The sequence below is a fragment of the Achromobacter denitrificans NBRC 15125 genome (genome assembly GCF_001571365.1).
GTDB lineage: Bacteria > Pseudomonadota > Gammaproteobacteria > Burkholderiales > Burkholderiaceae_B > Achromobacter > Achromobacter denitrificans.
The window spans coordinates 18922-40719 of the sequence record NZ_BCTQ01000032.1 but is presented as its reverse complement, the minus strand read 5'-3'; the positions used below and the strand labels follow the sequence as shown (position 1 = coordinate 40719).

Here is a 21798-nt window from a genome sequence, read left to right as displayed (position 1 = left end):
TCCGCTTCTACAATCCGCCGGCAGGATCCGCGGGGCCGCTCCAGGGCGGGAAAACCTGTACGTACATGCTGTACGTACAGGTGTACACTACGGTTTTTCCTCGTCTTTTCAACCGTCTGACAGACGCGCATACGAACGTCTGCAACCCGAAAAACCGTCCTGGAGACTCCGACAGTGTCGACCGAAACTTCGCGCTCGCCCTTTTTTGGCACGATGCAGAAAATCCCCGGAGGATTGATGCTGGTGCCGCTGATCCTGGGTTCCCTGATCGGCACCTTCGCCCCCGACGCGCTGGCGATCGGCGGCTTCACCACCGCCTTGTTCAAGAACAGCGCCCTGCCCCTGATCGCGCTGTTGATCTTCGCCACCGGCACCCAGGTCAATACGCGCACGGGCGGCCCGATCCTCGCCACCGCGGGCACCATCCTGCTGATGAAGACCATCGTGCCCGCCACCCTCATCATCATCCTGGGCAGCTACGTCGGCCTGGACGGCGTGCTGGGCGTTTCCATCCTGGCGATGCTGGCGGCCTTCGACAACAGCAACGGCGGACTGTGGCTGGCCTATACCGGTCAATACGGCGATGCCCGCGACCGCGGCGCCTACGTGGCCAGCGCGGTCAACGACGGCCCCTTCTTCAGCCTGCTGTTCCTGGGCGCCTCGGGCCTGGCCGACATCCCGATGATCGCCCTGGTGGCGGCGCTGGTGCCCTTCCTGCTGGGCGTGGTGGTCGGCAACCTGGATCCCAAGTGGCGCGACGTGCTCAAGCCCGTGCCCAACATCGTCATCCCGTTCTTCGCCTTCGCGCTGGGCACCGGCATCAACCTGGGCGCCGTCGTCAGCGGCGGCATCAGCGGCCTGATCCTGGGCCTGATCATCAGCCCGATCACCGGCGGCCTGGTCTACCTGGGCTACCGCCTGATCCTGCGCCGAGGCGGCAAGAGCGGCCTGGGCTTCGCGGCCGGCACCACCGCCGGCAACGCCATCGCCACCCCCGCGGTGGTGGCGGCGGCCGACCCCAACTTCCAGCAGTACGTGTCGACCGCCACCGCGCAGGTCGCGGCCTGCGTGCTGATCAGTTCCATCCTGGCGCCGGTGCTGGCCTCGTACTTCCTCAAGCGCGCGGGTGAACTCAAGTCCGAGGACGCGGATACGCCGGAAGGCCTGCCCGCCAGCCTGCGCGAAGCGCGCGGGGAGGCGCTTTGAATCCTACGATCGCCATCGTCGCCGACGACCTGACCGGGTCGGGCGACACCGCGGTGCAGTTCGTTCGCGCCGGCTGGAGCACGCACCTGTCCATCGGCGACGCGGACGAAGCGCTGTCCGGACCGGCCACGGCCGGCGTGGAAGTGCTGGCCGTGACCACCAACAGCCGCGCCCTGTCCGCCGCCGAGGCGGCGCGGGTCGTGCGGCAAAACGTGCAACGACTGCGCGCCGCCGGCGTATCGCGCCTGTACAAGAAAGTGGACTCCACCTTGCGCGGCGCCTTCAAGGCCGAGGTCGACGCGGCGCGCGAAGCCTGGGGCCCGGACACGGTAGCGGTCATCTGCCCCGCATTCCCCGCCACCGGCCGCACGGTGGAGGATGGCGTCCTCTTTGTGAACGGCAAGCCGGTCACGGAGACCTCGGCCGCCACCGATCCGGTCACGCCGGTGAAGGAAAGCCACATCCCCACCCTCCTGGGCTGCGCCCACGTGGCCGCGCTGGCCGGCGACACCCCGGAAACGCTGGCCGAGCGCATCCGGCAGGCCGGCCGCACGGTGGTGGTCGACGCCAAGACCGACGCGGACCTGGAGCGCCTGGCGCGCGCCATCGGCCTGCTGGGCGTGCATGCGCTGCCGGTGGGCGCGGGCGGCCTGGCCGTGCCGCTCGCCCGGGTCTGGGCCGGCGCGGACCAGGCGGCGCCCGTCGTGGTCGTGGTCACGTCCCAGCACAGCGCGGCGCGCGCGCAGGCCGCCGCGTTGCAGGCCGCGGGCGCCGACACCTGGACGCCTTCGCTGGCCCAGCTGGCCGATGACGCCGCCTGGCAGGCCTGGAGCCAGCCCCTGCTGCAGGCGCGCGCGCAGGCCCCCGCCCGGGCCGGCACCGTGCTGCTGCTGGCGCCCGAAGGGCAACGGGACGGGCTGGATTCGGAAACCGTCGCCCAACGCCTGGGCAGCCTGGCCGCGCAGTTGATCGCGGCATCGCGCGCGGCCGGCGTGGTCGCCACCGGCGGCGACGGCGCGCGCAGCGTGCTGCTGGCGCTGGGCGCGCGCGGCATCGCGCTGGTGGATGAAGTGATGGGCGGCGTGCCCCTGGGCACGCTGACCGGGGGCGCGGCCGCTGGCCTGCCCGTGGTGACCAAGGCCGGCGGTTTTGGCGCCGAAGACGTATTGGTTCGCGCGGTGCGCGCGATCCGCGACAGGAGATTCAATCGATGACACAACCCCAACCCAACAAGCTGCCGTTGCTGGCCGTGACCCTGGGCGACGTGGCGGGCATCGGGCCGGAGATCACGGCCAAGATGCTGATGGGCCATGACGACCTGCGCCAGAAGGCCCGCCTGCTGGTGGTCGGCGACGTGGACGTAATGACCAACGCCGTGCGCGGCCTGGGCGGCGATCCCGCCATCGTCCGCAAGCTGGACCGCGCGGCCGATTGCAGCAACGCGCCGGGCACGATCGAAGTGCTGCAGGCCGGCCCCTCGCTGGCCCACGTCAAGCTGGGTGAAATCAACGCGGACGCGGGCGACGGCTCGGTGCGCTTCGTCACCACCGCCTGCGCCCTGGCGCGCGCCGGCGAGGTCGACGGCATCGTGACCGCGCCCTTGAACAAGGCCGCCATGCACGCCGCCGGCCACAAGTGGCCCGGCCATACGGAACTGCTGGCGCACGAATTCGGCGTCAAGACCTTCTCGCTCGTGCTGTCGGCCGGCGACCTCTACATCTTCCACGCCACCACCCACGTGTCGCTGCGCCAGGCCATCGAAGACTTGACCCCGGCGCGCATGCGCGCGGTGCTGCGCCTGGCCGGCTCGTTCGCGAAGGCCCTGGGCCGCGGCGACCAGCCGGTGGCCGTCTCGGGCCTGAACCCGCACGCGGGCGAAAACGGCATCTTCGGCACCGAAGACGCCGACATCCTCGCGCCGGCCGTGGCCGAAGCCAATGCCGACGGCATCCTGGCCGCCGGCCCGATCCCGGCCGACGCCCTGTTCCCGCAGGCCGTGCGCGGCAAATGGCAGTTCGTGATCGCCTGTTACCACGACCAGGGCCATGCGCCCTTCAAGGCGGTGTACGGCGACGACGGCGTGAACATCACGGTCGGCCTGCCGGTCGTGCGCGTGTCCGTGGACCACGGCACCGCCTTCGATATCGCCGGAAAGGGCATCGCCCGCGAAGACAGCCTGGTCCTGGCCGCCGAGCGCGCCGCGCACCTGGCCCCGGGCTGGACGCATGTATGGGAAACTGCGCGGGCACAAACCGGAGGTTGATTTCCATGGCGCCCGCCACGCACGACGCATTGCCCGTTCTTGACCGCTCCGGCGACACGCCGCTGCACGCCCAGGTGGCGGCCCTGCTGCGCGGATACATCCGCGGCAACAAGCTCGCGGCCGGCGCCGCCCTGCCCAGCGAGGCCGCCCTGTGCGAACGCTTCGGCGTGGCGCGCAGCGTGGTGCGCCAGGCCCTCGGGGCCCTGGCCGCCGAGGGCCTGATCCAGCGCGAGAACGGGCGCCCCGCCACCGTCGCGGCGCCCCAGGAGCACCGCCGCCTGGTGCAGCGCTCCACCGGCCTGTACGAGCAATTCGCCCAATCGGGCGTTGCCCTGCAGACGCGCGTGCTGGCCTTCGCGCGCGCCGAACCGCCGGCCGAAGTGGCCGAGTTCTTCGGCTCCACCCGGCTGCTGATGCTGGAACGCCTGCGCCACGTGGCCGACGCGCCCTTGGCCTATGTCCGCACCTGGCTGCCCGCCGATGCCGTTCCCGGCCTGCGCGCCGAAGACCTGGCCGATGCCTCGCTGCATGGGGTGCTGACGCGGCGCTTCGGCCTGCGCCCCGGCGCGGGGCGCAACCAGATCCGTGCCGTGGCGGCCGACGCCGCGCTCGCGGACCTGCTGGACGCGCCCGCGGGCACGCCGCTCCTGATGCTTCAAGGCCGCGGCATGGACCAGCACGGCCGGCCGCTGGAATGGTTCACCACCTGGCACCGCGCGGAGCAACTGGTGTTCGACGTCGATGTCAGCGTGGGCCACGAAAGCGTCCAGCCCCGGCTGCAAACGCCGCCGGCGCAGCCCGACGCGGCGCCCGATGCGCCCGATCCCGCCGCCGCGTTCGACGGGCATGATCCGCTGGCTCGCGCCCAGGCCCTCGTGGCCGAACTCTCGGCGGAACTGGCCAGGCTGCGCGGCCAGCGCTGAAGCCCCCCTAACCCAGCAGATTGTCCCTGACGTGCAGCAGATGCCGGCGCACGGCCTCCATGGCCCGCTCGGCATCGCGGTCGCGCAGCGCCTCGACGATCTCGCGATGCTCGGCCTGGTAGGACTCGCGCCGCTCCGGCGTGAGGCTCTTGCGCTTGAGCGCGCCCCAGGTGGCCTGCGACCGCGCCGCCGTCATCAGGGCGAACACTTTTTCGATGAAGAGATTGTGGGTGGCGGTGGCCATCAGCTCGTGCAGCTTGGCATCCCAGACCTCGAACGCCTCGAAGCCGGCCGCGGCCTCGGCTTCGTCGCAGGCGTTCTGCATGGCGGCGAAATCGGCCGGCGTGCCGTGCTGCACCACCAGCGCGGCGATGGCCGGCTCCAGGACCAGCCGCGCCGCCATCAATTCCGCCGGGCTGGTGGACAGCACTTCGCCGCGCAGCACGGCCTCGACCTGCGCCAGTGACGACGGCGGATTGACGTAGGTGCCGCTGCCCACGCGCTGCGAGATCAGTCCTTCGCTCTTGAGTTCCGACAGGGTGCGCCGCACCGTGGACCGGCTGATGCCGAACTGCTCGCTCAAGGCCCGTTCCGTGGGCAAACGGTGCCCGGCCGGCCAGGCGCCGGAGTGCAGGTTTTCAATGATGACCGCGCGCAAGGCGGAGGCTTTGTCCATGGATGCTCTCTGAATGGCTGGCGCCAATCATACCAAATCAGTCCAATTAAAAAGCGCAGCGCAGGGCGCTTATTCCCTCCCTTTCTGGTTCACTTGGTATATCCTTTGCCAGAATTGGGTGGCCTATTCGCCTAATTGGTATTTTTTGGTATTAGATCAAGGGCGGCGACGGGCCGCCCGGGGAGCAAGCATGAAAATCGCAGTATTTCGGGTCGATGGCGAACGCCGCGTGGGCGTGGTGTCCGGCGACGGCAACACGGTCACGGCGCTGGACTTTCCGCGCGAGCTCGCGGCGGCCGGCGCGCTGACCGCGGTGGAATGGCTGGCCGAGGGGCGCGCCCTGCCGCCCGCCGTCGGGCCGGCCTGGCGCTGGGACCAGGTGGCGCACGAGGCGCCCCTGCCCGCGCAGCGCCGCAACCTGTTCTGCGTGGGGCGCAACTATCACGCCCACGCCAAGGAATTGCGCGACTCCGTGTTCAAGGACAACGACGCCAACCCCGAATCCTGGCCCATCGTGTTCACCAAGGTGCCGCAGACGGTGGTGGGCCCCTGGGCCGACGTGCGGCTGCCGGCGGGCATCTCCGAGAAAATCGATTACGAAGCGGAGCTGGCCGTGGTGATCGGCAAGGGCGGCTGCAATATTTCGCGCGCCGAAGCCATGGGCCACGTGGCCGCCTACACGGTCGTCAACGACGTCACCGCGCGCGACGTGCAGATGCGCCACCAGCAATGGGACCTGGGCAAGTCGTTCGACACCTTCTGCCCCATGGGCCCCTGGCTGGTCACGGCCGACGAACTGGACGGCCGGAAGACCCGGGTGCGCTGCTGGGTGAACGGCGAACTGCGCCAGGACGGCAACACCGAAGACCTGATCTTCGACATTCCCACCCTGATCGAAACCTGCTCGCGCGGCATCACGCTGTATCCCGGCGACGTGATCGCGACCGGCACGCCGGCCGGCGTGGGCCAGGGCCTGACCCCGCCGCGCTTCCTCAAGCACGGCGACGTGGTGCGCGTAGAGATCGACGGTATCGGCAGGATCGAAAACCGCTTCGTCTGAGGCAAAGCGCCGGACATGGACACGGCGCGCCGCAGCACATAACGACACTGAGGAGTGAGACATGAATCTGCGCTGCAAGCAGGTGGCCGCGGCTGCCTTGCTATCCCTGGGCGCGGCCGGCGCGATGGCCGCCGGCTACCCCGAACGCCCCGTGACCATGCTGGTGCCCTTCCCGCCCGGCGGGGTGGCCGACACGATCGCCCGGCCGCTGGCCCAGGCCATGGGCGACAAACTGGGCCAGCCCATCGTCATCGAGAACAAGGGCGGCGCGGGCGGCGCCATCGGCATCGGCCAGGCCGGCCGCGCCAAGCCGGACGGCTACACGCTCTTGATGAGCCTGTCGTCCATTTCCATCCTGCCCGCGGCCGATCGCCTGCTGGAACGCAAGCCCGCCTACCAGCTGGACCAGTTCGTGCCGATCGCGCGGATCACGGCCGACCCCACCGTGCTGGTCGTGCGCGCCGACGCGCCCTACAACACGCTGCCGGAGTTCATCGCCGCGGCGAAGAAACAGGCGGGCAAGCTCAGCTATGGCAGTTCCGGCATCTACGGCACCATGCACGTGCCGATGGAAATGCTGCAGGACGCGGCCGGCATCAAGATGATGCACGTGCCTTTCACCGGCGCCGGTCCGGCCGTGCAGGCGCTGGTGGGCGGACAGGTCGATGCCCTGGCCACCGGCCCGTCCAGCGTCATGCAACTGATCCAGGCCGGGCGCGTCAAGGCGCTGGCGCACTGGGGCGAGGGCAAGCTGGACAGCCTGCCCCAGGTGCCGTCCTTCAAGTCGCAAGGCTACGACATCAGCTTCGTGCAATGGTCGGGCGTGTTCGCCCGCGCCGGAACGCCGCAGGCCGTGGTGGACAAACTGCGCAAGACCGTCGGGGAGATCGCGGCGGACCCCGAGGTGCAGGCGCGCATCGCCGGCACCGGCAGCCCCGTGCAGTACCTGGACGCGCCGGCGTTCGACGCGTACTGGAAGAAGGACTCGGCGTCGCTGGAAGTCGCGGTCCAGCGGATCGGCAAGGTCGAGTAAGGGCGCAGCCGCGTTCCGCCGGGGGTGGCCGCTACGCGGCCACCTGCCCCGCCAGCGCCTTGCGGTCCACCTTGCCGACCGCGTTCTCCGGCAGGCGCTCCACCCACCGCACCTCGCGCGGCACGTAGATCCGGCCCAGGCGCGCCAGCACCTCGGCCTGGATGGCGGCGGCATCCGGCGCCTCGTCGCCGGCGCGCTGCACGAAGATCACCGGCACTTCGCCCAGGTCCTCGTCCGGCGCCCCCACCACGCAGCAGGCCGCCACGCCCTGCAATCCCGTGACCACGCCTTCGACCAGCGCGGGCGAGATGTTCTCGCCGCCCCGGATGATCACGTCCTTGATGCGGCCGGTGATGCTCAGGTAGCCCTCTGCGTCGAACCGCCCCAGGTCGCCCGTGCGCAACAGCGACGGCTCGCCCTCGGCCGCGTCGCCCACGCCCAGGTAGCCCAGCATCAGACTGTCGCCCGCGATGCAGATCTCGCCTTCGCCTCCCGGCGCGGCCTCGGCGCCGTCGGGCAGCCGCAGAATCACGCGCTGCCCCGCCAGCACCGTGCCGACCGAACCGAGGCGCCGCGCGCCCGGCGGATTCATGGTCGAGGTGCAGGTCGCTTCCGACAGGCCGTAGGACACCACCAGCGGGCAGCCCAGGAACGCCTCGATGCGGCGATGCAGAGCCTCGGTGATCGGGGCCGAGCCGCAGCGCGCGAAACGCAGGCCGGCCAGGCTGTCGGGATCGAATTCCAGCTCCAGCATGCGGGCATACATGGTCGGCACGCCAGTGACGATGGTAGGCCGGAACGCTCGCAGCAGGCCGGGCATGTCGTCCGCGCGGAAGCGGCCCGCCAGCGCCACGCTGGCTCCGGCCAGCAAGGGCGCGAAGATCTGGTTGTTCAGCGCGTTGGTGTGATGCAGCGGCATCACGTGCAGCAGCCGGTCTTGCGCGGTGAGGCCGGTGTGCGCCAGCAAGCCGCGCGCATTGTTCACCAGGCCCCGGTGGCTCAGGAGCACGCCCTTGGGCGCGCCCGTGCTGCCCGACGTGAACAGCAGCAGGCCCGGATCCTGCGGCGCGACGCCAACGGCGCCGCTCCAGTCCGGCGGCCCCTGCGCGACCAGGCCCGCGTCCAGGCAGCGCGCCGGCGCCAGGCCGCAGGCCCGCGCGGCCTCGGCGTTGGCGTCGTCGTGCAGCATCCAGGCCAGCCCGACCGCCGCCACGCGCCTGGCGGTCTCGTCGACCGACAGCCGCGGCTCCAGCGGGCACGGGCAAGCGCCGGCCGCGATAACGCCCAGGATCGCCAGCACCTGCTCCAGCGAGCGCTCCATCGCGACGGCCACCAGACTGCCGCGCGCGACGCCGGCGGCGCGCAGGCCGCCCGCAACCTGCCCGACGCGGCGATGCAGATCCGCATAGCTCAGCGCGCCCCGCGCGGTCACGATGGCCGCGCGCGCCGCCCATTGCGGCTGGCTCCAGGCGCGCCCGCACGCCGCCCCCAGCGTGGCATCGGCTATCGTCATTGGAGGCTCCTAGCGCAGCGTGACCGCGGCGTCGCGTTCGAACTGCCCGTCGGCATCGAGTTCGCGCAAGGCGCGGGCCTCGGCCGCGGTGGGCGGCTCGGAAGGCGCCGCCCCTGTCGCGTCGAACTCGAAGCCGGTGCGCTCGCGCACTTCGGACAGGCTGGATTCGGGATGCCACGATTCCAGGGCCAGCCGCCCGTCGCGCTTGACGAACACCGCGATCGGCGTCACCACGCCCTGGAATCCGCCCCAGGAGGTCATGAAGTCCAGCTTGGGCACGAAGGTGCGCCGCGAGTGCTCGGTGCGCCAGGTGCAGGCGCGCCTAGCGGTCGGCAGCATCACCGCGCCGCCTCCGCCGCCCGGCAGCCGCACCTTGGGCTCGTGCCAGTTTCCGATGCAGGAATTGTTGGCGCAGCCTTCGCCGTCTATCTGCGCCGCGCCCAGGAAGGTCAGGTCCATGCGGCCGCGGGTGCAGAGGTCGTAGAAATCCTCGTTCGAGAAGATCGACGCCGTGTGTTCCGCCAGCACCGGATCCGAGCTGGAGAGCGGAATCCGCGACGGTTTCGGGTTCACGCCGCCGGCTACGTTGATGTAGACGAAGTCCCAGTCGTAGGCGCGCTTGGCCATCAGGCAGGCCAGCATCGGCAGGGTGGAATTCACGCCGCTGAACGTGATCTCGTCCGGCCGGATGAAACGCGCCAGATTGGTCACGATGTACGAAAAACCCGACCACTGCTCAGCCATGTTGCACCTCCCGCGCTTCGGGCGCCGCGGCCATGTGCGCCTGCAGATCGCCCTGCTTGTCCATGTATGCCTCCACCGCCGGATAGTCGATGGCGTAGTCGGGCCAGCACGAGCCCGGCCAGGCGCCCCGCGGCACGACCGCATAGGCCTGCACCATGAAGAACGGGATCAGCGTGGATTCGGGGTTGGCCTCGAACACGGCGCTGTCCACCCGCTTCTCGGCCACCACCAGCACGCTGCCGGCGGCCCGCGACATGATGCGGTCCCAGTGCGCCGTGCCGTGCACGCGCACGTTGCCTTGCGCATCCACCTCGGAAGCCTGGATCACGGCGAAGTCCGGGCGGATGGCCGGCACCACCCAGGTCTTCTGGCCGCTGCCGTAGGGATCCTCCAGGCATTTCCAGCCATTGAGCTCGGGCAGCGCGCTGCCATGCAGCCCGCCGCAGGGCTGGAACGGCACGCCGAAGGCCGCCGCCCGCAGGCCCGCGGTGAGGCTGGCGCAGGCATGCTCTTCCAGTTCGACCTCGCGGCGCTCCACGGCCTTGCGATACCACGGCGCCAGGCCGAAGTTTCCTTCCATGGCGACGATGCCGGCGCGCACGCGGCGCAGCGCGCCCGCGCGGCACAGGATGTCCACGTCGTAGCCGGGCGACTGCTTGACCAGTTCCAGGTCGCGCCGCCCCTGGCGGATCAGTTCGCGCACGAAGGCGAACGGCCCGCGGTGCAGAAAGCTGCCGCCCAACGCGATGGACGCGCCGTCCGGCACCAGCGCCGCCAGTTCCGACAGCGAGCGCTGCTTGTTCTGTTGGTTGAATCCCGATGCCATGTTGTCTCCTTGCCTGCTTGTTCCCCGGCCTGCTGCCTGCGGCTAGCGCGCCTGCAGATAGGCCGCCACGCGCTCCTTCAGGCCGGGCTGCGCGGCCGATCGCACCAGCCGCGCCAGATCGGTGTCCGGCGTCTCGGTCGACAGCGCCGCGTACAGCTGCACCCGGCTGGCGCACGTCAGGGCGGACGCGGTCTCCAGCGCCTGCCGTTCGATGTCCGGCCATTCCTGTGCCGCGGCGAGGCGGCTGGCGAAACCGTCGCGCAATGCCTCTTCCGCGCTGAACGTGGCGGCCTGCTCCAGCACGGCGCGCGCGCGCTCCGCGCCGACCAGGGCGGCGTAGCGTCGCGTGCCGAGCACCAGGCCGAACTTCAGCCCTGGCATGCGGAACGTCGCGTCGGGCGTGCCGACGCGCCACTTGCAGGCGCCGAACAGGTCCACGCCGGCGCCGAAGTTGCGCCCGTGCGCCAGGGCCAGCGTCAGGCAGGGCGTGCCGGCCAGCCGCTGCAACAGCATCTCGATGCGCACGAAACGCAGCAGCAGGTCGCCTTCGCTCTGCGCCTGCCAATCGCCGAAGTCGAAGCCCGCGCTGAAGTTCTTGCCTTCGCCCTTGAGCACGATGAGCTTGGCGCCCTCGGCCTCGGCCTCGTCCAGCGCGGCGATCAGCGCCTCCACCAGATCGGCCGACAGGGCATTCATCTTCTCGGGCCGCGCCAGCGTGAACACATGCCGGCCGTCTTGCTTGTCGATACGCAGGACCGCGCTCATGCCGCCGCTCCCTTCTTGCCGGCGCGCAGCGCGCCCAGCACCTCGTCATTGTGTTCGCCCAACGCGGGCGGACGGCGGCGCAAGGCCGTGGTCTCGCCGTCGAAGCGCACCGGCAGCCCGAAGGTGCGCGTCTGCACCCCATTCGGGAGCGCCACCGGCTGCACCCAGCCCATGTGCTCCACCTGGGGATCGGCCAGCACTTCGGAATAGGTGTTGATCGGCGCGCACGGCACGCCCGCCGCGCGGAAGCGCGCCAGCCAGGCCTGCGCGTCCTCGGCCTCGAAGATCGCTTCGAGGATCTCGCGCAACGCCGTCTGGTTGCGCGCGCGGGAACTGGTATCGGTGAAACGGGCGTCGGCCAGCAGGTCTTCCCTGCCGACGGTGGCGCATACGCTCTTCCACAAGGCCTGATTGCCCGCCGCCATGCCGAAGTAGCCGCCCTTGCAGCGGAACGCCTGGTAAGGCGCGTTGCGCGGATGCGCCGAACCCAGCTTGACCGGATCCCGGCCGCTGCCGAAGAACTCCGAGGTCTGCAGGGCCGCGATGCCCAGCGTCGCGCCCAGCATCGGCACGTCGATGTGGGTGCCCTGCCCGCTGGCCTGCGCCGCGCGCAGCGCCGACGCGATGGCGAAGGCGCCGTACAGGCCCGCCGAAAAATCCGCCACCGGCACGCCGCACTTCACGGGTTCTCCGCCGGCTTCGCCCGTCACGCTCATCAGGCCGCTCATGGCCTGGATGGTGAGGTCGAACCCGCCTTCCTGCGAACGCGGCCCGGATTGGCCGTAGGCCGAAATCGAGCAATACACGAGCCGGGGATTGGCTTCGCGCAACTGGGCATAGCCCAATCCCAGGCGGTCCATCACGCCCGGCCGGTTGTTCTCGATCAGCACGTCGGCCGTCGTGGCCAGCTCGCGCGCCAGGGCCAGGTCCGCCGGATCCTTCAGGTTCAAGGTGACCGAACGCTTATTGCGGTTGAGCGATGCGAAGTTCTCGCTGTAGCCCTCGGAGATGGGCGGCCAGCTGCGCAGCGTGTCGCCGCCTTCGGGGTTCTCGACCTTGATCACGTCGGCCCCCATATCCGCCAACAACATGCCGCAAAACGGGCCCGCCGCGACATTGCAAATCTCCAGCACCGTGATGCCGGCTAGTGCCGAACTGGGTGTCATTTCTGACCTCTCGATATGAAAATTCAATATTTGGGACTTCAAAAATATTATAAGTGTGCGCGTTTCCGAATGGCATCATCCCTGGGGACTTGGCTCATCCCGCCCTGTTTTCGCGGGATTCCTAGTGCAATCCCTAGGTGCGACGCTTAATTGTTGACCAGCATAGCACCGTGTGGAATTCTACGTAAACCATTTATTGAAACTTGAATCCTATTATTTAGGATTTAAAAAGTGGCCGTGGCGGCAATAAGCATCCGCGCATACGAACCGCCATCCCGAAAGCCGGCACCCCCGACCCAAAGGAGACTCCCATGAAAAAGTTGTGGCGCATTGCCCTGGCGGGCGCGATCTTCGCCCTGGCCGCCGGCCCGGCCGCGGCCGACGGTTGGCCCGCGAAACCCGTGCGCATGGTGGTGCCGTTCCCGCCCGGCGGCGCGACGGACGCCGCCGCGCGCATCTACGCGCAGCACCTGGGCGATTACCTGGGCCAGGGCGTGGTGGTGGAGAACAAGGCCGGCGCGGGCGGCGAGATCGGCGCGGAGTTCGTGGCGAAGTCCCCGGCCGACGGCTACACCCTGCTGATGGGCGCCGTGGGCAGCCATGCCATCCACGCCGCCATGCCGGACAAGCCCGGCTACGATTTCGGCACCGCCTTCGTCGGCGTGTCGATGGCCACCAGCATGCCCATGGCCGTGGCCGTGAACAGCAGCAAGATCCCGGCCCGGAACGTCCAGGAACTCATCGCGCTGGCCAAGAGCAAGCCCGGGTCCATCACCTACGGTTCGGCCGGCCCCGGCACCTCGCAGCACATGGCGGGCGAACTCTTCCAGGTCGTGACCGGCACCCGGTTGATGCACGTGCCGTATCGCGGCAGCGGGCCGGCGATCACCGATCTGCTGGGCGGCCAGATCGACATGGTCATCGAAACCCTGCCGGCGCTGTTGCCGCAAGTGGCCAGCGGCAAGATCCGGCTGCTGGGCGTTACCACCGCCACCCGCGCCACGGCGCTGCCCGACCTGCCCACCCTGATGGAACAAGGCGTGAAGGACTACTCGGTCGCCACCACCTACGCGCTGCTGGCGCCCGCCGGCACGCCGCCGGCCGTGGTGGACAAGCTGTCGGCCGGCATGCAGAAGGCGGCCGCCATGGCCTCGGTGCAGCAGGCCGCGCTGAAGCTGGGCGCCGATGCGGTGGCCACCACGCCCGCCGACACCAGCCGCGTGCTCACGCAGGAAGTCGCGCGCTGGGCCGACGTCGTGCGCCTGTCGGCGGCCCGATGATGGCGCCGCAAGCAAGGCCCGCGCCGCAGGCGGCGGACCTGGCCATCGTGGGCGGCGGTTCGGCTCCAGCCGCTATCTGATCGACGCCACCAGCTTCTCGGTGCTGGGCAGCCTGGCGGCTAGCGCCCTCGCGCGCTAGCCGAGGAACCCCCGGCGATAGCCCATCCCTTGGGAAATGGACTGCGCACAGGCCGCCACGTCGGGGGCCAGCTGCTTCATCCTGGCGGCGCTCAGCCGGTCCAGCGGGCCGGAGATACCGACCGCCGCCACGGGCTGGTCCAGGCTGTTGAAGAGCGTCACGGCCAGCCCGCCCACGCCTTCGCGCCACTCGCCCCGGTTGACCGCGTAGCCCGCGCGGGCGATCTTGCGCAACTCGTCCTTGAGCAGCGGCATGGAAACGATGGTCGAAGGCGTGTGGCGCTGCAGCTTGTCGGCATAGCGCTCGACGTAGCCCTCGGCCTGATAGGCCAGCAGGGCCTTGCCCGTGGCCACCGCGTAGGCGGGCGCGCGGCCGCCCACCATCGAATAGGCGCGTATCGGCTGCGGGCTGTCGATCTTGTCGATATAGACCACGTCGAAACCGTCCAGCACCGACAGGTGCACGGTCTCGCCGGTCTGGTCCGCCAGGGCGCGCATGAAAGGCGCGGCAAGCTTGCGCACGTCCAGCTGCGCCAGCTGGCGGGCGGCCAGCTCGAACAGGCGCACGGCGCCCCGGTATCCGCCGCCGTCGTCGTCCTTGATCACGTAGCCGGCGTGTATTAGCGTCTGCAGGGTGCGATGGGTGTTGCTGCGGGTCAGCCCGACCCGGGCGGCCAGCGCGTCGATGGTGCGCGGCGGATTGTCCACGTCGGTCACCGCCTCCAGCACCATCAGACCTTTGAGCAGCGTCTTGTCCATGATTTTTCCTAATATTTAGGACGGAAACATAGCACGAGACGCCGCGCGCGAACAGGCTTGCGCGCGCGGCCGGCGCGCTAGGCGAGAGCGGCGCGCACCGCGGCGGAACGGTCCCACAGATTCGGCACGCTGGGCGAGGAATAGCCGGACACGAAAGGCTTGGCCTGGCCGGTGTCCGGGTCGTACACGTGGCGCGACACGGCGCCGATGTTGCCGCCGTACAGGTGCACGCTGATCGACACGCGGTCGGGGTAGGCATTGGACACGCGATGGATGTCGCCTTCGGCGGGCGACAGGCGTTCCACGTGGCCGGGCTGCAGCGTGACCGCGGGCCCCGCCAGCGCGATGCGGCCTTCCGGATCGCGCTGGTAGCGCTGATTCACCTCGGCGCCGCGCAGCATGCCCACATAGCCCCAGACCTCGTGGTCGTGCACGGGTGTGGACTGGCCGGGCCCCCAGACGAAGCTCACCAGCGAGAACCGCTCCAGCGGATCGCAATGCAGCAGGTACTGCTGGTAGAACTGCGGATGCGGGGCGGTACAGGCCTCGGGCAGCCAGTCGTCGTGGCGCACCAGGTCGGCGAACGCGGCCTCCAGCGCCGGCCCCTGCTCCAGCGCGGTCGGCGAGGCCAGCCGCGTCGCGGTGGCGATGAAACGGCGCAGCCGGTCCAGGCCGGCAAGAGATTCAGGCATTGCGTGTCTCCAAGGCGTAGAAAAATCCCAGATAGGAAAAACAGTATCTACCATTCGGGACGGATGCGCATCCATGGCCCTGCCGCCGGCCGGGTGATCCGTCGCGGGCTATTCTTGGCAGGTCCGCCCCGGCACGCACAGCGTATCGGGTTGCCCGTATGGGGTTGCCTTCCAGACAGATCGATCATCACCATGCCCTCCTCCCTGCGCCCGCCTGGCGCCCCCGCCCACCACGACATTCCCGCCGCGCTGGCCGACGCGCTGCGCGAGGCGCGACGCGTGGTCGTCTTCACCGGCGCTGGCGTCTCCGCCGAAAGCGGCATCGCCACTTTCCGCGACGCCCTGACCGGGCTGTGGTCGCGCTTCGACGCGCAGGCGCTGGCCACGCCCGAGGCGTTCCGCGCCCAGCCCGACATCGTCTGGGGCTGGTACGAATGGCGTCGCGCCCAGGTGCTGCGCGCGACGCCGAACGCGGCTCATCGCGCCATCGCCGAACTGGCGCGGCACGTCCCGGAACTACGGGTCATCACACAGAACGTGGACGACCTGCACGAGCGCGCGGGCAGCACCGGCGTCGCGCACCTGCACGGCAGCCTGCACGCGCCGCGCTGTTCCGTCTGCGCGGCGCCCCACGCCTGCGCCGCCGAAGCGCCGTCCGAACCCGAGGAAGGGCGGCGCATCGAGCCGCCCGCCTGCACGCGCTGCGGCGCGCCGGTAAGGCCGGGCGTCGTCTGGTTCGGCGAAAGCCTGCCCGCCGATGCGTGGGACGCGGCGATCGACGCCGCGCAGCGATGCGACCTGCTTCTGAGCATCGGCACTTCGGCGCTGGTCTACCCCGCGGCCGAGCTGCCGCGGCGCGCGCTGGCCGCCGGCGCGATCGTGGCGCAGATCAACCCGGCGGCCACGCCGCTGGATGCGAGCGCCCATCACAACCTGCGCGGCGCGGCCGCCGACATCATGCCCCGGTTGCTCGCCAGCGCCGGCTTCGACGCGCGCTAGCTCCGCCAACCGCCGCCGCGCGACGTGAAGATTCGTGAGGATGCGCGACGTCGGTGTCGCGCCGAATCCACGACGCCGCCGTTGCCAGGGGAAACCCCAAATCCCTCCTTGCGCACCGCGGGATAAAGTGGCGCAATAGGTTTCGGCCGTGGAGATAATCATTCCGTTTTCCTGGAGACTTCCCGACGTGTTCGTGCGTTCGCCAGACGGTGTCTTGCACCGCGTGGTGCGTCACGCCACGACCACCGAAACCATCGCCCAGCTCGAAAGCATGCCCAGCAATTACCACCTGGATTGTCAGTGCATGCTGGACAACGGCGAGACCCTCTGCTGGATCGGCAACGATCAATACCGCCAGCTCAACGGCGGCGCGATCTTCACCGCCGAATCCGTCGTCACCGCGCCCCGCGGTGAAGCCCGCAAGAGCGGCGCGGGCAAAAACGCAGCCGCCAAGAGCGGCGTGCACGACACACGCAGAAAAGCCGCCCCGCGCAAAAAGCTTGCCGCGGGCCAAGGCCACGTCCCATTGGCTGTCGTCAATCTCAAAACCGGCAACGACTGGAGCCTGATCCGCGCATGGCGCGAGCATCTCAATATCAGCACCGCTGACATGGCTGCCCGGCTAGGCGTCGACCACTCCATCTATATCGAACTGGAACGGCCGCGCCCCCGGCCCCGGCAGGTCATCCTGGACCGCGTGTCCGAAGCCCTGGGCGTCTCGCCCGACCAGCTCGACGATACCTTGTTGGGAGGACCGATTCATTAAGGCCTGTACATCCTGAAGGAATGGGCAGTCTTTGGCCACCGCCGGAACACGAGACTTCCCGCCTGGCTCTCTGAAATGTTCCAATGACTCTGGCGCCGAATCAATAATGACCCGCGCATGGAGGTGTGAATATGCTCGGCACAGCAAGACGACTTACCGACGTCCTCGCCACCGCTCCGGACGGCACGTTGTATCGCATTGAACGATTCGTCTCGGATCCCGACGCGTACTCCGCGCTGGGCACGTCGCGGTTCGATCCCCAAACCCACTGTGTATGCCGCACCAGCGCGGGCGACAAAGTCGCCTGGCTGGGCGGACAGACCTATCAGCTGCTCAAGAGCGGCACCGCATTGACCGCCGTGGACCGACGGCGAGCCTGATCATCGCGCAAAACAAAAAAAAGCGGCTTGATGATTTCTCATCAAGCCGCTTTTTTTCTTGCGGTGTTTTCTTGCAGTGGGAACGCGGCAAACCGCGATCCCGAATCAGGTTGGCGCGCCCGGCAGGATTCGAACCTACGACCCCCTGGTTCGTAGCCAGGTACTCTATCCAGCTGAGCTACGGGCGCCCCGAAAGAGGCGTGTTTATACCATGGAATAAATGGGGCGCGCAAGTTGACCTCGCGCCTGGCGGGGCCGCGCGCCCCGGCGATCCGGTTTGCGCCAGGTCAAGGATCGGCACCCGGGATGCGCAGTACGCTGGACATGTACGCGACGAATCGCCCCGAGCGCCGCCCCATCAGGCAACCGGCAATGGCCAAGAAGTTTCCCCTCCATCCCACGCACCCCGAGCGCATCTGCTGGGGCTGCGACCGCTATTGCCCCACCGATTCGCTCGCCTGCGGCAATGGCTCGGGCCGCACCATGCACCCCGCCGAACTGCTGGGCGAAGACTGGTATACGGTGGGGGATTGGGGATTCGACGACGACGAGATCAAACCGCAAGAGCAGGTCGTGAAGCAGACTGCGCAATCCTGAGGCAAACGCCGCGGCGCGGCAAACCGCGGAACAGGCTCCGTGCGAACCCCCGCGAAAAAACCTTGGAAAATCCGACGGGAAAGTCTTCGGAAAAATGCCCGCAAGAATAAATACATGAAACGGCCGAAAAACAAATAGTCCGAAAACGCCGGTTAATCCGCGCTCCGTTGCGCAAGCCCGCCATCAAACGAATAATTGTTTTTCTGTGCAATCTGGACAGAATAAGCAGTCATCGCGCGGGGAATCACTGCACAGGGCCCCTACGCGGCGCAGCGCCTGCAGCCGGGATTATCGAATCCCGGTTTCCTGCATCCCATACGTTTTTCCCGAGCGCGGCCCCTCCACCCGGCAGCGGCTGGTTTTTTTTGTTTGAAGCCTTTCGTGAACCCCCCGTATTCTCGTTGGAGCCACAACATGAAACTGACACGTCGCACCTTCAATGCTGGCAGCCTTGCCCTGCTGGCCGCCGGCACCCTGGACGCCGCCGCCCGCAGCGTCGATGGCCTGGTCATGGATTTGCCCGAAGGCGATGAGCGATTCGGCCTGGCGACCGATGCCTATGTGTACGCCTACCCCCTCGTCACCATGGAGATGACCCGGCGGGTCATTACCAATGTCGCGGAACCCAAGGGAACGCGGGCGCCGATGGGACAGCTCATCAAACTGCGCGAATATCCGAACGCCAAATTCCGGGACGTGACGGCGCCCAATGCCGACACGCTCTACACCACGGCTTTCCTCGACGTGGGCGACGAGCCCTGGGTCGTCAGTCTGCCCGACCTGAACGACCGCTACGCCCTGTTTCCGATGCTGGACGGCTGGACCACGGTATTCGACGTGCCCGGCAAGCGCACGACGGGCACCGGCGCGCAAACCTTCGTAGTGACCGGCCCCGGCTGGGAAGGCGCCGTTCCGCCGGGCATGACGCAATACAAGTCCCCTACCAGCATCGTCTGGCTGCTGGGCCGGATCTACTGTACCGGCACGCCGGAGGACTACGCCCAGGTCCACAAGCTGCAGGACGAGGTGAAACTCTGTCCGCTGAGAGCCTGGGGCAAGGAATGGACGCCGCCCCAGGGCAAGGTCGATCCGGCCATAGACATGAAAGCGTCCGTCCGCGACCAGGTCAACCGGATGGATGCGGTGGAGTACTTCACGCTGTTCGCCGACCTGTTGAAGCGCAACCCGCCTGGCGCGGCGGACGCGCCGATGGTGGAAAAAATGGCGTCGATAGGCATCGTGCCCGGCCAGGATTTCGACAAATCCAAACTAGACCCGGCCATCGCGAAACGCATTCCGGAGGTCGGCTTCGGCAGGATCATGACGCATTTCAAAGCCAGCGGCGGCGATATCCAGGACGTGGACGGCTGGGGCTTCACCACCAAGACCGGCATCTACGGCACCAACTATCTCCAGCGCGCCTTGATCACCGCCATCGGCCTGGGCGCCAACCGTCCGCAGGACGCGATCTACCCGACCTCGCTGAAGTCCGACACAGGAGCCGTCAAGCGCGTCTACAACGGCTCCGAAAAGTATGTGCTGACGTTCAAGAAGGGGCTGACTCCGCCCGTTTCCGGATTCTGGTCGCTGACGATGTACGACGCGGATTACTTCTTCGTCGACAACCCTTTGAACCGCTATTCCATCAGCGCGCGCCAGCCATTGAAGGCGAAGCCGGACGGTTCGATCGACCTGCTCATCCAGCATGAGTCGCCCGGCGCCGAGCTGGAGTCGAACTGGCTGCCGGCGCCCAAGGGAAAGTTCATCCTGATGATGCGCCTTTACTGGCCCAACGAAAGCGATCCCTCGATCATCAACGGATCATGGACCATCCCGCCTGTCCGGCGGATGAGCTGACGCCGGGGTTGCGCCGTTAAGGCCGGACTGGACTTGCGCTGAGGCTGGCGTGGCGGACCCGATCCGTCACGCCGCCGCCTGGAAAGGGGTTGCGATGAAAAAGAAGATCACTGGCTGCCTGGTCTGCGGGCTGCTTTATGCCGGTTCCGGGCTGGGCGCCGAACCGGAAGCCGCGCCCGGCGCGGACGGCCTGCCGTCGGACGAATGGAAATTCTCGGTCACGCCCTATTTCTGGGCCGCGGGCCTGTCCGGCAAGGTGTCGCAGCCGCGCCTGGCCGTCATCGATATCGACACGAGTTTCGACAAGCTGTTCGGCAACCTGGATTTCGGCGCCATGTTGATCGGCGATGCGCGCAAAGGACGCTACAGCATTTTCGGCGACCTGATCTACACCAAGATCGGCACGCAAGGCGATACGCCGCGCGGCATCCTGGCCACCAGCGCCGACGTGCGGGCTTCCACGTTCGCAGGATTACTGGGCATGGGCTATTCCGTGCTGGAGAATTCGCCGCATCAACTCGACGTAGTCGCGGGGCTGCGGGTTTGGTCGGTCGACACCGACATCACGCTCAAGGGCGCGCGCCTGAACGATAGGACGCGCAGCGACGGCGCCACCTGGGTCGACGGCCTGGTGGGCGTGCGGGGCAACTACGTGTTGAATCCGAAGTTCTACCTGACCGGCTGGGGCCTGATCGGCGCGGGCGGCGCGGATGCGGACTGGGACATGGGGCTGGGGCTGGGCTACAACGTCAGCAAGAACGTCTCGGCGGCCATCGGCTACCGCGCCCTGGGCGTGGATTACAACCGCAGCGGCTTCAAGTTCGACGCCGTGCTGCAAGGCCCGATGGCGGGCGTGACGATCCGCTTCTAGGTGCCGGGCTGGGTTTCACGCTGGGTTCGGCCCGGCGTTCCGCCGCGCGCCGCAAAACAAAAAGGCCTTCGATGCAAGATCAAAGGCCTTTCCATTTTTCTTTGCTGTATTGGCCAAGTTGAAAACTTGGCGCGCCCGGCAGGATTCGAACCTACGACCCCCTGGTTCGTAGCCAGGTACTCTATCCAGCTGAGCTACGGGCGCTCCGGCAAAGAGGCAAAATTATATCAGAAAATTCTGCCGTTTTTACTGCACTTGCGTTTTACTGCTACTGCGTTTTACTGCACTTGCTTTGCTGGAACTGGCGCGCCCGGCAGGATTCGAACCTACGACCCCCTGGTTCGTAGCCAGGTACTCTATCCAGCTGAGCTACGGGCGCGTTTCAAAGCAAGCCTTGAATAATAGCGTTATTTGAGGGACCGTGCAAGTCGAAACGGCTGCGCTGGGCCATCGCATTGCTACGCGTTGGCCCGACGTCGGGCTAGCCCAGCGCCCGCCCGACCTGCGCCGCGGCCTCGCGCAGCTTCGGGCAGAACTTGGCGGGAATCTCGCCGAGATCGTGCCGGGCCAGATTCAGGCTGGTGGTCAGGGCGGCCACGACGCGGCCTCTTTCGTCCAGGATCGGCACCGCCAGTCCGCAGATGCCCAGTTCCAGCTGCTCGCTCGCCAGCGCGTATCCCGCCGCGGCCGCGTCGTCGATGGCGCGGCGCAAGGGCGCGGCATCGACCAGCGTGTGTTGCGTATGGCGCTCGAACGGCGCCCGGGCGAGGAACGCCTCGCGTTCCTGCGCGCTCGCGCCGGCCAGCAGCACGTGCCCGCTGGAAGTCGCGTGCGTGGGCAGGCGTTCTCCCACCCCCAAGCGGCGCGACAGCGGGCTGGGCATCTCCGCGCGCGCGACGTACACCACGTCGTCGCCGTCCAGCACCGACACCGTGCAGATCTCGCCGGTGTCGCGCATGAACGCCTCCACCGCATGGCGCGCGATATCGCGCCACGACAGCGAAGACAGATAGGCGTAGCCCAGTTCCAGCACCGCCGGCGTCAGGCTGAAGCGGCGCTCTTCGTTGCGCGCATAGCCCAGCGTCACGAGCGTGTACAGCAGCCTGCGCGCGCCCGCCGGCGTCAGCCCGGTGCGCTCGGCCACTTCGCTGAGCGTCAGCGCCTGATGGCCCGGGCCGAACGCCCGGATCACCGCCAGGCCGCGCGCGAAAGCCTCCACGAATTGATCGCTGCCCTTGGGTAAACCCCAAGTTTGTTCGCTCGGAATATTGGGCATGATATTTT

The 21798-nt window shown here is 68.3% G+C and carries 22 protein-coding genes and 3 tRNA genes; 13 read left to right on the top strand and 12 right to left on the bottom strand.

From position 1 onward, the window contains the following. Window positions 1-174 precede the first annotated feature (174 nt). Genes ADE01S_RS23095 through ADE01S_RS23080 form a run of 4 tightly spaced genes read left to right on the top strand, consistent with a single transcriptional unit; the run spans window position 175 to window position 4392 of the window. Window positions 175-1206: a 2-keto-3-deoxygluconate permease gene (locus ADE01S_RS23095; protein ID WP_082775880.1), complete on the top strand. Its 1032-nt coding sequence runs from the start codon at window positions 175-177 to the stop codon at window positions 1204-1206. Beyond that, the gene (gene dtnK, locus ADE01S_RS23090) at window positions 1203-2420 is read left to right on the top strand and encodes a D-threonate kinase (RefSeq protein ID WP_062684081.1); all 1218 of its coding nucleotides are present in this window, start codon (window positions 1203-1205) and stop codon (window positions 2418-2420) included. Before ADE01S_RS23095 ends, dtnK begins: the two co-directional genes overlap by 4 nt. Beyond that, window positions 2417-3469 carry a 4-hydroxythreonine-4-phosphate dehydrogenase PdxA gene (gene pdxA, locus ADE01S_RS23085; RefSeq protein WP_062684080.1) on the top strand — a complete coding sequence of 351 codons (1053 nt, stop codon included), beginning with the start codon at window positions 2417-2419 and terminating at the stop codon, window positions 3467-3469. The genes dtnK and pdxA overlap by 4 nt, the downstream gene beginning before the upstream one ends. A gap of 5 nt (window positions 3470-3474) precedes the next feature. Beyond that, on the top strand, window positions 3475-4392 hold the full coding sequence (locus ADE01S_RS23080) for a GntR family transcriptional regulator (protein WP_062684105.1): 918 nt from the start codon (window positions 3475-3477) through the stop codon (window positions 4390-4392). Between the two features lie 7 nt (window positions 4393-4399). On the opposite strand, the gene ADE01S_RS23075 is transcribed toward ADE01S_RS23080, so the two are convergent. After that, the gene (locus tag ADE01S_RS23075) at window positions 4400-5068 is read right to left on the bottom strand and encodes a FadR/GntR family transcriptional regulator (RefSeq protein ID WP_062684079.1); all 669 of its coding nucleotides are present in this window, start codon (window positions 5066-5068) and stop codon (window positions 4400-4402) included. A gap of 190 nt (window positions 5069-5258) precedes the next feature. Here ADE01S_RS23075 and ADE01S_RS23070 point away from each other — a divergent pair, with 190 nt between their 5' ends. Both ADE01S_RS23070 and ADE01S_RS23065 read left to right on the top strand, forming a co-directional pair. Further along, window positions 5259-6128 (top strand): fumarylacetoacetate hydrolase family protein, encoded by an 870-nt coding sequence (locus ADE01S_RS23070; RefSeq protein WP_062684078.1) that lies wholly within the window; start codon window positions 5259-5261, stop codon window positions 6126-6128. Between the two features lie 61 nt (window positions 6129-6189). After that, window positions 6190-7161 (top strand): tripartite tricarboxylate transporter substrate binding protein, encoded by a 972-nt coding sequence (locus ADE01S_RS23065; RefSeq protein ID WP_062684077.1) that lies wholly within the window; start codon window positions 6190-6192, stop codon window positions 7159-7161. Window positions 7162-7192: 31 nt separating this feature from the next. Here the strand turns inward: ADE01S_RS23065 and ADE01S_RS23060 are convergent, their stop codons facing one another. The 5 genes from ADE01S_RS23060 to ADE01S_RS23040 are packed head-to-tail and all read right to left on the bottom strand — an operon-like array spanning window position 7193 to window position 12175. Continuing rightward, window positions 7193-8674 carry a class I adenylate-forming enzyme family protein gene (locus ADE01S_RS23060; protein WP_062684076.1) on the bottom strand — a complete coding sequence of 494 codons (1482 nt, stop codon included), beginning with the start codon at window positions 8672-8674 and terminating at the stop codon, window positions 7193-7195. Window positions 8675-8683: 9 nt separating this feature from the next. Continuing rightward, entirely contained in the window at window positions 8684-9418 is a 735-nt protein-coding gene (locus ADE01S_RS23055) for a CoA-transferase subunit beta (protein ID WP_062684075.1), read from the bottom strand. Further along, on the bottom strand, window positions 9411-10244 hold the full coding sequence (locus ADE01S_RS23050; protein ID WP_062684074.1) for a CoA transferase subunit A: 834 nt from the start codon (window positions 10242-10244) through the stop codon (window positions 9411-9413). Before ADE01S_RS23050 ends, ADE01S_RS23055 begins: the two co-directional genes overlap by 8 nt. Window positions 10245-10286: 42 nt before the next feature. Continuing rightward, window positions 10287-11009, bottom strand: a complete 723-nt coding sequence (locus ADE01S_RS23045) for an enoyl-CoA hydratase/isomerase family protein (protein ID WP_062684073.1) — start codon at window positions 11007-11009, stop codon at window positions 10287-10289. Further along, on the bottom strand, window positions 11006-12175 hold the full coding sequence (locus ADE01S_RS23040; RefSeq protein ID WP_062684072.1) for a CaiB/BaiF CoA transferase family protein: 1170 nt from the start codon (window positions 12173-12175) through the stop codon (window positions 11006-11008). The genes ADE01S_RS23045 and ADE01S_RS23040 overlap by 4 nt, the downstream gene beginning before the upstream one ends. A 311-nt stretch (window positions 12176-12486) precedes the next feature. Here ADE01S_RS23040 and ADE01S_RS23035 point away from each other — a divergent pair, with 311 nt between their 5' ends. After that, the gene (locus ADE01S_RS23035) at window positions 12487-13455 is read left to right on the top strand and encodes a Bug family tripartite tricarboxylate transporter substrate binding protein (protein ID WP_062684071.1); all 969 of its coding nucleotides are present in this window, start codon (window positions 12487-12489) and stop codon (window positions 13453-13455) included. A 135-nt stretch (window positions 13456-13590) separates the two neighbouring features. Here ADE01S_RS23035 and ADE01S_RS23030 read toward each other — a convergent pair whose 3' ends face one another. Next, on the bottom strand, window positions 13591-14352 hold the full coding sequence (locus tag ADE01S_RS23030; protein WP_062684070.1) for an IclR family transcriptional regulator: 762 nt from the start codon (window positions 14350-14352) through the stop codon (window positions 13591-13593). Window positions 14353-14429: 77 nt separating this feature from the next. After that, complete coding sequence (locus ADE01S_RS23025) at window positions 14430-15044, bottom strand: cysteine dioxygenase family protein (protein ID WP_062684069.1); 615 nt, start codon at window positions 15042-15044, stop codon at window positions 14430-14432. A gap of 192 nt (window positions 15045-15236) precedes the next feature. Between ADE01S_RS23025 and ADE01S_RS23020 the strand changes: the two genes are divergently transcribed. From ADE01S_RS23020 to ADE01S_RS31350, 3 genes are all read left to right on the top strand, one after another. Beyond that, window positions 15237-16043: an SIR2 family NAD-dependent protein deacylase gene (locus ADE01S_RS23020; protein ID WP_062684068.1), complete on the top strand. Its 807-nt coding sequence runs from the start codon at window positions 15237-15239 to the stop codon at window positions 16041-16043. Window positions 16044-16191: 148 nt separating this feature from the next. Continuing rightward, entirely contained in the window at window positions 16192-16809 is a 618-nt protein-coding gene (locus ADE01S_RS23015) for a helix-turn-helix domain-containing protein (RefSeq protein ID WP_062684067.1), read from the top strand. A gap of 131 nt (window positions 16810-16940) precedes the next feature. Next, window positions 16941-17189, top strand: a complete 249-nt coding sequence (locus ADE01S_RS31350; protein ID WP_075873443.1) for a hypothetical protein — start codon at window positions 16941-16943, stop codon at window positions 17187-17189. 111 nt (window positions 17190-17300) lie between these two features. Here ADE01S_RS31350 and ADE01S_RS23010 read toward each other — a convergent pair. Continuing rightward, window positions 17301-17377 (bottom strand) — tRNA-Arg (locus tag ADE01S_RS23010). Between the two features lie 184 nt (window positions 17378-17561). On the opposite strand from ADE01S_RS23010, the gene ADE01S_RS23005 reads away from it, so the two are divergent. From ADE01S_RS23005 to ADE01S_RS22995, 3 genes are all read left to right on the top strand, one after another. Then, window positions 17562-17786, top strand: coding sequence for a DUF3079 domain-containing protein (locus ADE01S_RS23005; protein WP_062684066.1), 225 nt, complete (start codon window positions 17562-17564; stop codon window positions 17784-17786). Window positions 17787-18200: 414 nt separating this feature from the next. Further along, a complete protein-coding gene (locus ADE01S_RS23000) occupies window positions 18201-19643 on the top strand; it encodes a DUF1254 domain-containing protein (protein ID WP_062684065.1) in 1443 nt (480 codons plus the stop codon). A gap of 94 nt (window positions 19644-19737) precedes the next feature. Then, window positions 19738-20514 carry a hypothetical protein gene (locus ADE01S_RS22995; protein WP_062684064.1) on the top strand — a complete coding sequence of 259 codons (777 nt, stop codon included), beginning with the start codon at window positions 19738-19740 and terminating at the stop codon, window positions 20512-20514. A gap of 127 nt (window positions 20515-20641) precedes the next feature. On the opposite strand, the gene ADE01S_RS22990 is transcribed toward ADE01S_RS22995, so the two are convergent. The 3 genes from ADE01S_RS22990 to ADE01S_RS22980 all read right to left on the bottom strand — a co-directional run bounded on the left by ADE01S_RS22990 (window position 20642) and on the right by ADE01S_RS22980 (window position 21790). Next, a tRNA-Arg gene (locus ADE01S_RS22990) sits at window positions 20642-20718 on the bottom strand. Between the two features lie 98 nt (window positions 20719-20816). Next, window positions 20817-20893: transfer RNA gene (locus ADE01S_RS22985), tRNA-Arg, on the bottom strand. A gap of 102 nt (window positions 20894-20995) precedes the next feature. Further along, window positions 20996-21790: an IclR family transcriptional regulator domain-containing protein gene (locus ADE01S_RS22980; RefSeq protein ID WP_062684063.1), complete on the bottom strand. Its 795-nt coding sequence runs from the start codon at window positions 21788-21790 to the stop codon at window positions 20996-20998. Window positions 21791-21798 lie beyond the last annotated feature (8 nt).

Bases quoted from the DNA above. Each gene is read 5' to 3' on its own strand.
- pdxA (WP_062684080.1), top strand. From the start codon at position 2,417: ATGACACAACCCCAACCCAACAAGCTGCCGTTGCTGGCCGTGACCCTG.
- ADE01S_RS23080 (WP_062684105.1), top strand. From the start codon at position 3,475: ATGGCGCCCGCCACGCACGACGCATTGCCCGTTCTTGACCGCTCCGGC.
- ADE01S_RS23075 (WP_062684079.1), bottom strand. From the start codon at position 5,068: ATGGACAAAGCCTCCGCCTTGCGCGCGGTCATCATTGAAAACCTGCAC.
- ADE01S_RS23070 (WP_062684078.1), top strand. From the start codon at position 5,259: ATGAAAATCGCAGTATTTCGGGTCGATGGCGAACGCCGCGTGGGCGTG.
- ADE01S_RS23065 (WP_062684077.1), top strand. From the start codon at position 6,190: ATGAATCTGCGCTGCAAGCAGGTGGCCGCGGCTGCCTTGCTATCCCTG.
- ADE01S_RS23060 (WP_062684076.1), bottom strand. From the start codon at position 8,674: ATGACGATAGCCGATGCCACGCTGGGGGCGGCGTGCGGGCGCGCCTGG.
- ADE01S_RS23055 (WP_062684075.1), bottom strand. From the start codon at position 9,418: ATGGCTGAGCAGTGGTCGGGTTTTTCGTACATCGTGACCAATCTGGCG.
- ADE01S_RS23050 (WP_062684074.1), bottom strand. From the start codon at position 10,244: ATGGCATCGGGATTCAACCAACAGAACAAGCAGCGCTCGCTGTCGGAA.
- ADE01S_RS23045 (WP_062684073.1), bottom strand. From the start codon at position 11,009: ATGAGCGCGGTCCTGCGTATCGACAAGCAAGACGGCCGGCATGTGTTC.
- ADE01S_RS23040 (WP_062684072.1), bottom strand. From the start codon at position 12,175: ATGACACCCAGTTCGGCACTAGCCGGCATCACGGTGCTGGAGATTTGC.
- ADE01S_RS23035 (WP_062684071.1), top strand. From the start codon at position 12,487: ATGAAAAAGTTGTGGCGCATTGCCCTGGCGGGCGCGATCTTCGCCCTG.
- ADE01S_RS23030 (WP_062684070.1), bottom strand. From the start codon at position 14,352: ATGGACAAGACGCTGCTCAAAGGTCTGATGGTGCTGGAGGCGGTGACC.
- ADE01S_RS23025 (WP_062684069.1), bottom strand. From the start codon at position 15,044: ATGCCTGAATCTCTTGCCGGCCTGGACCGGCTGCGCCGTTTCATCGCC.
- ADE01S_RS23020 (WP_062684068.1), top strand. From the start codon at position 15,237: ATGCCCTCCTCCCTGCGCCCGCCTGGCGCCCCCGCCCACCACGACATT.
- ADE01S_RS31350 (WP_075873443.1), top strand. From the start codon at position 16,941: ATGCTCGGCACAGCAAGACGACTTACCGACGTCCTCGCCACCGCTCCG.
- ADE01S_RS23005 (WP_062684066.1), top strand. From the start codon at position 17,562: ATGGCCAAGAAGTTTCCCCTCCATCCCACGCACCCCGAGCGCATCTGC.
- ADE01S_RS23000 (WP_062684065.1), top strand. From the start codon at position 18,201: ATGAAACTGACACGTCGCACCTTCAATGCTGGCAGCCTTGCCCTGCTG.
- ADE01S_RS22995 (WP_062684064.1), top strand. From the start codon at position 19,738: ATGAAAAAGAAGATCACTGGCTGCCTGGTCTGCGGGCTGCTTTATGCC.
- ADE01S_RS22980 (WP_062684063.1), bottom strand. From the start codon at position 21,790: ATGCCCAATATTCCGAGCGAACAAACTTGGGGTTTACCCAAGGGCAGC.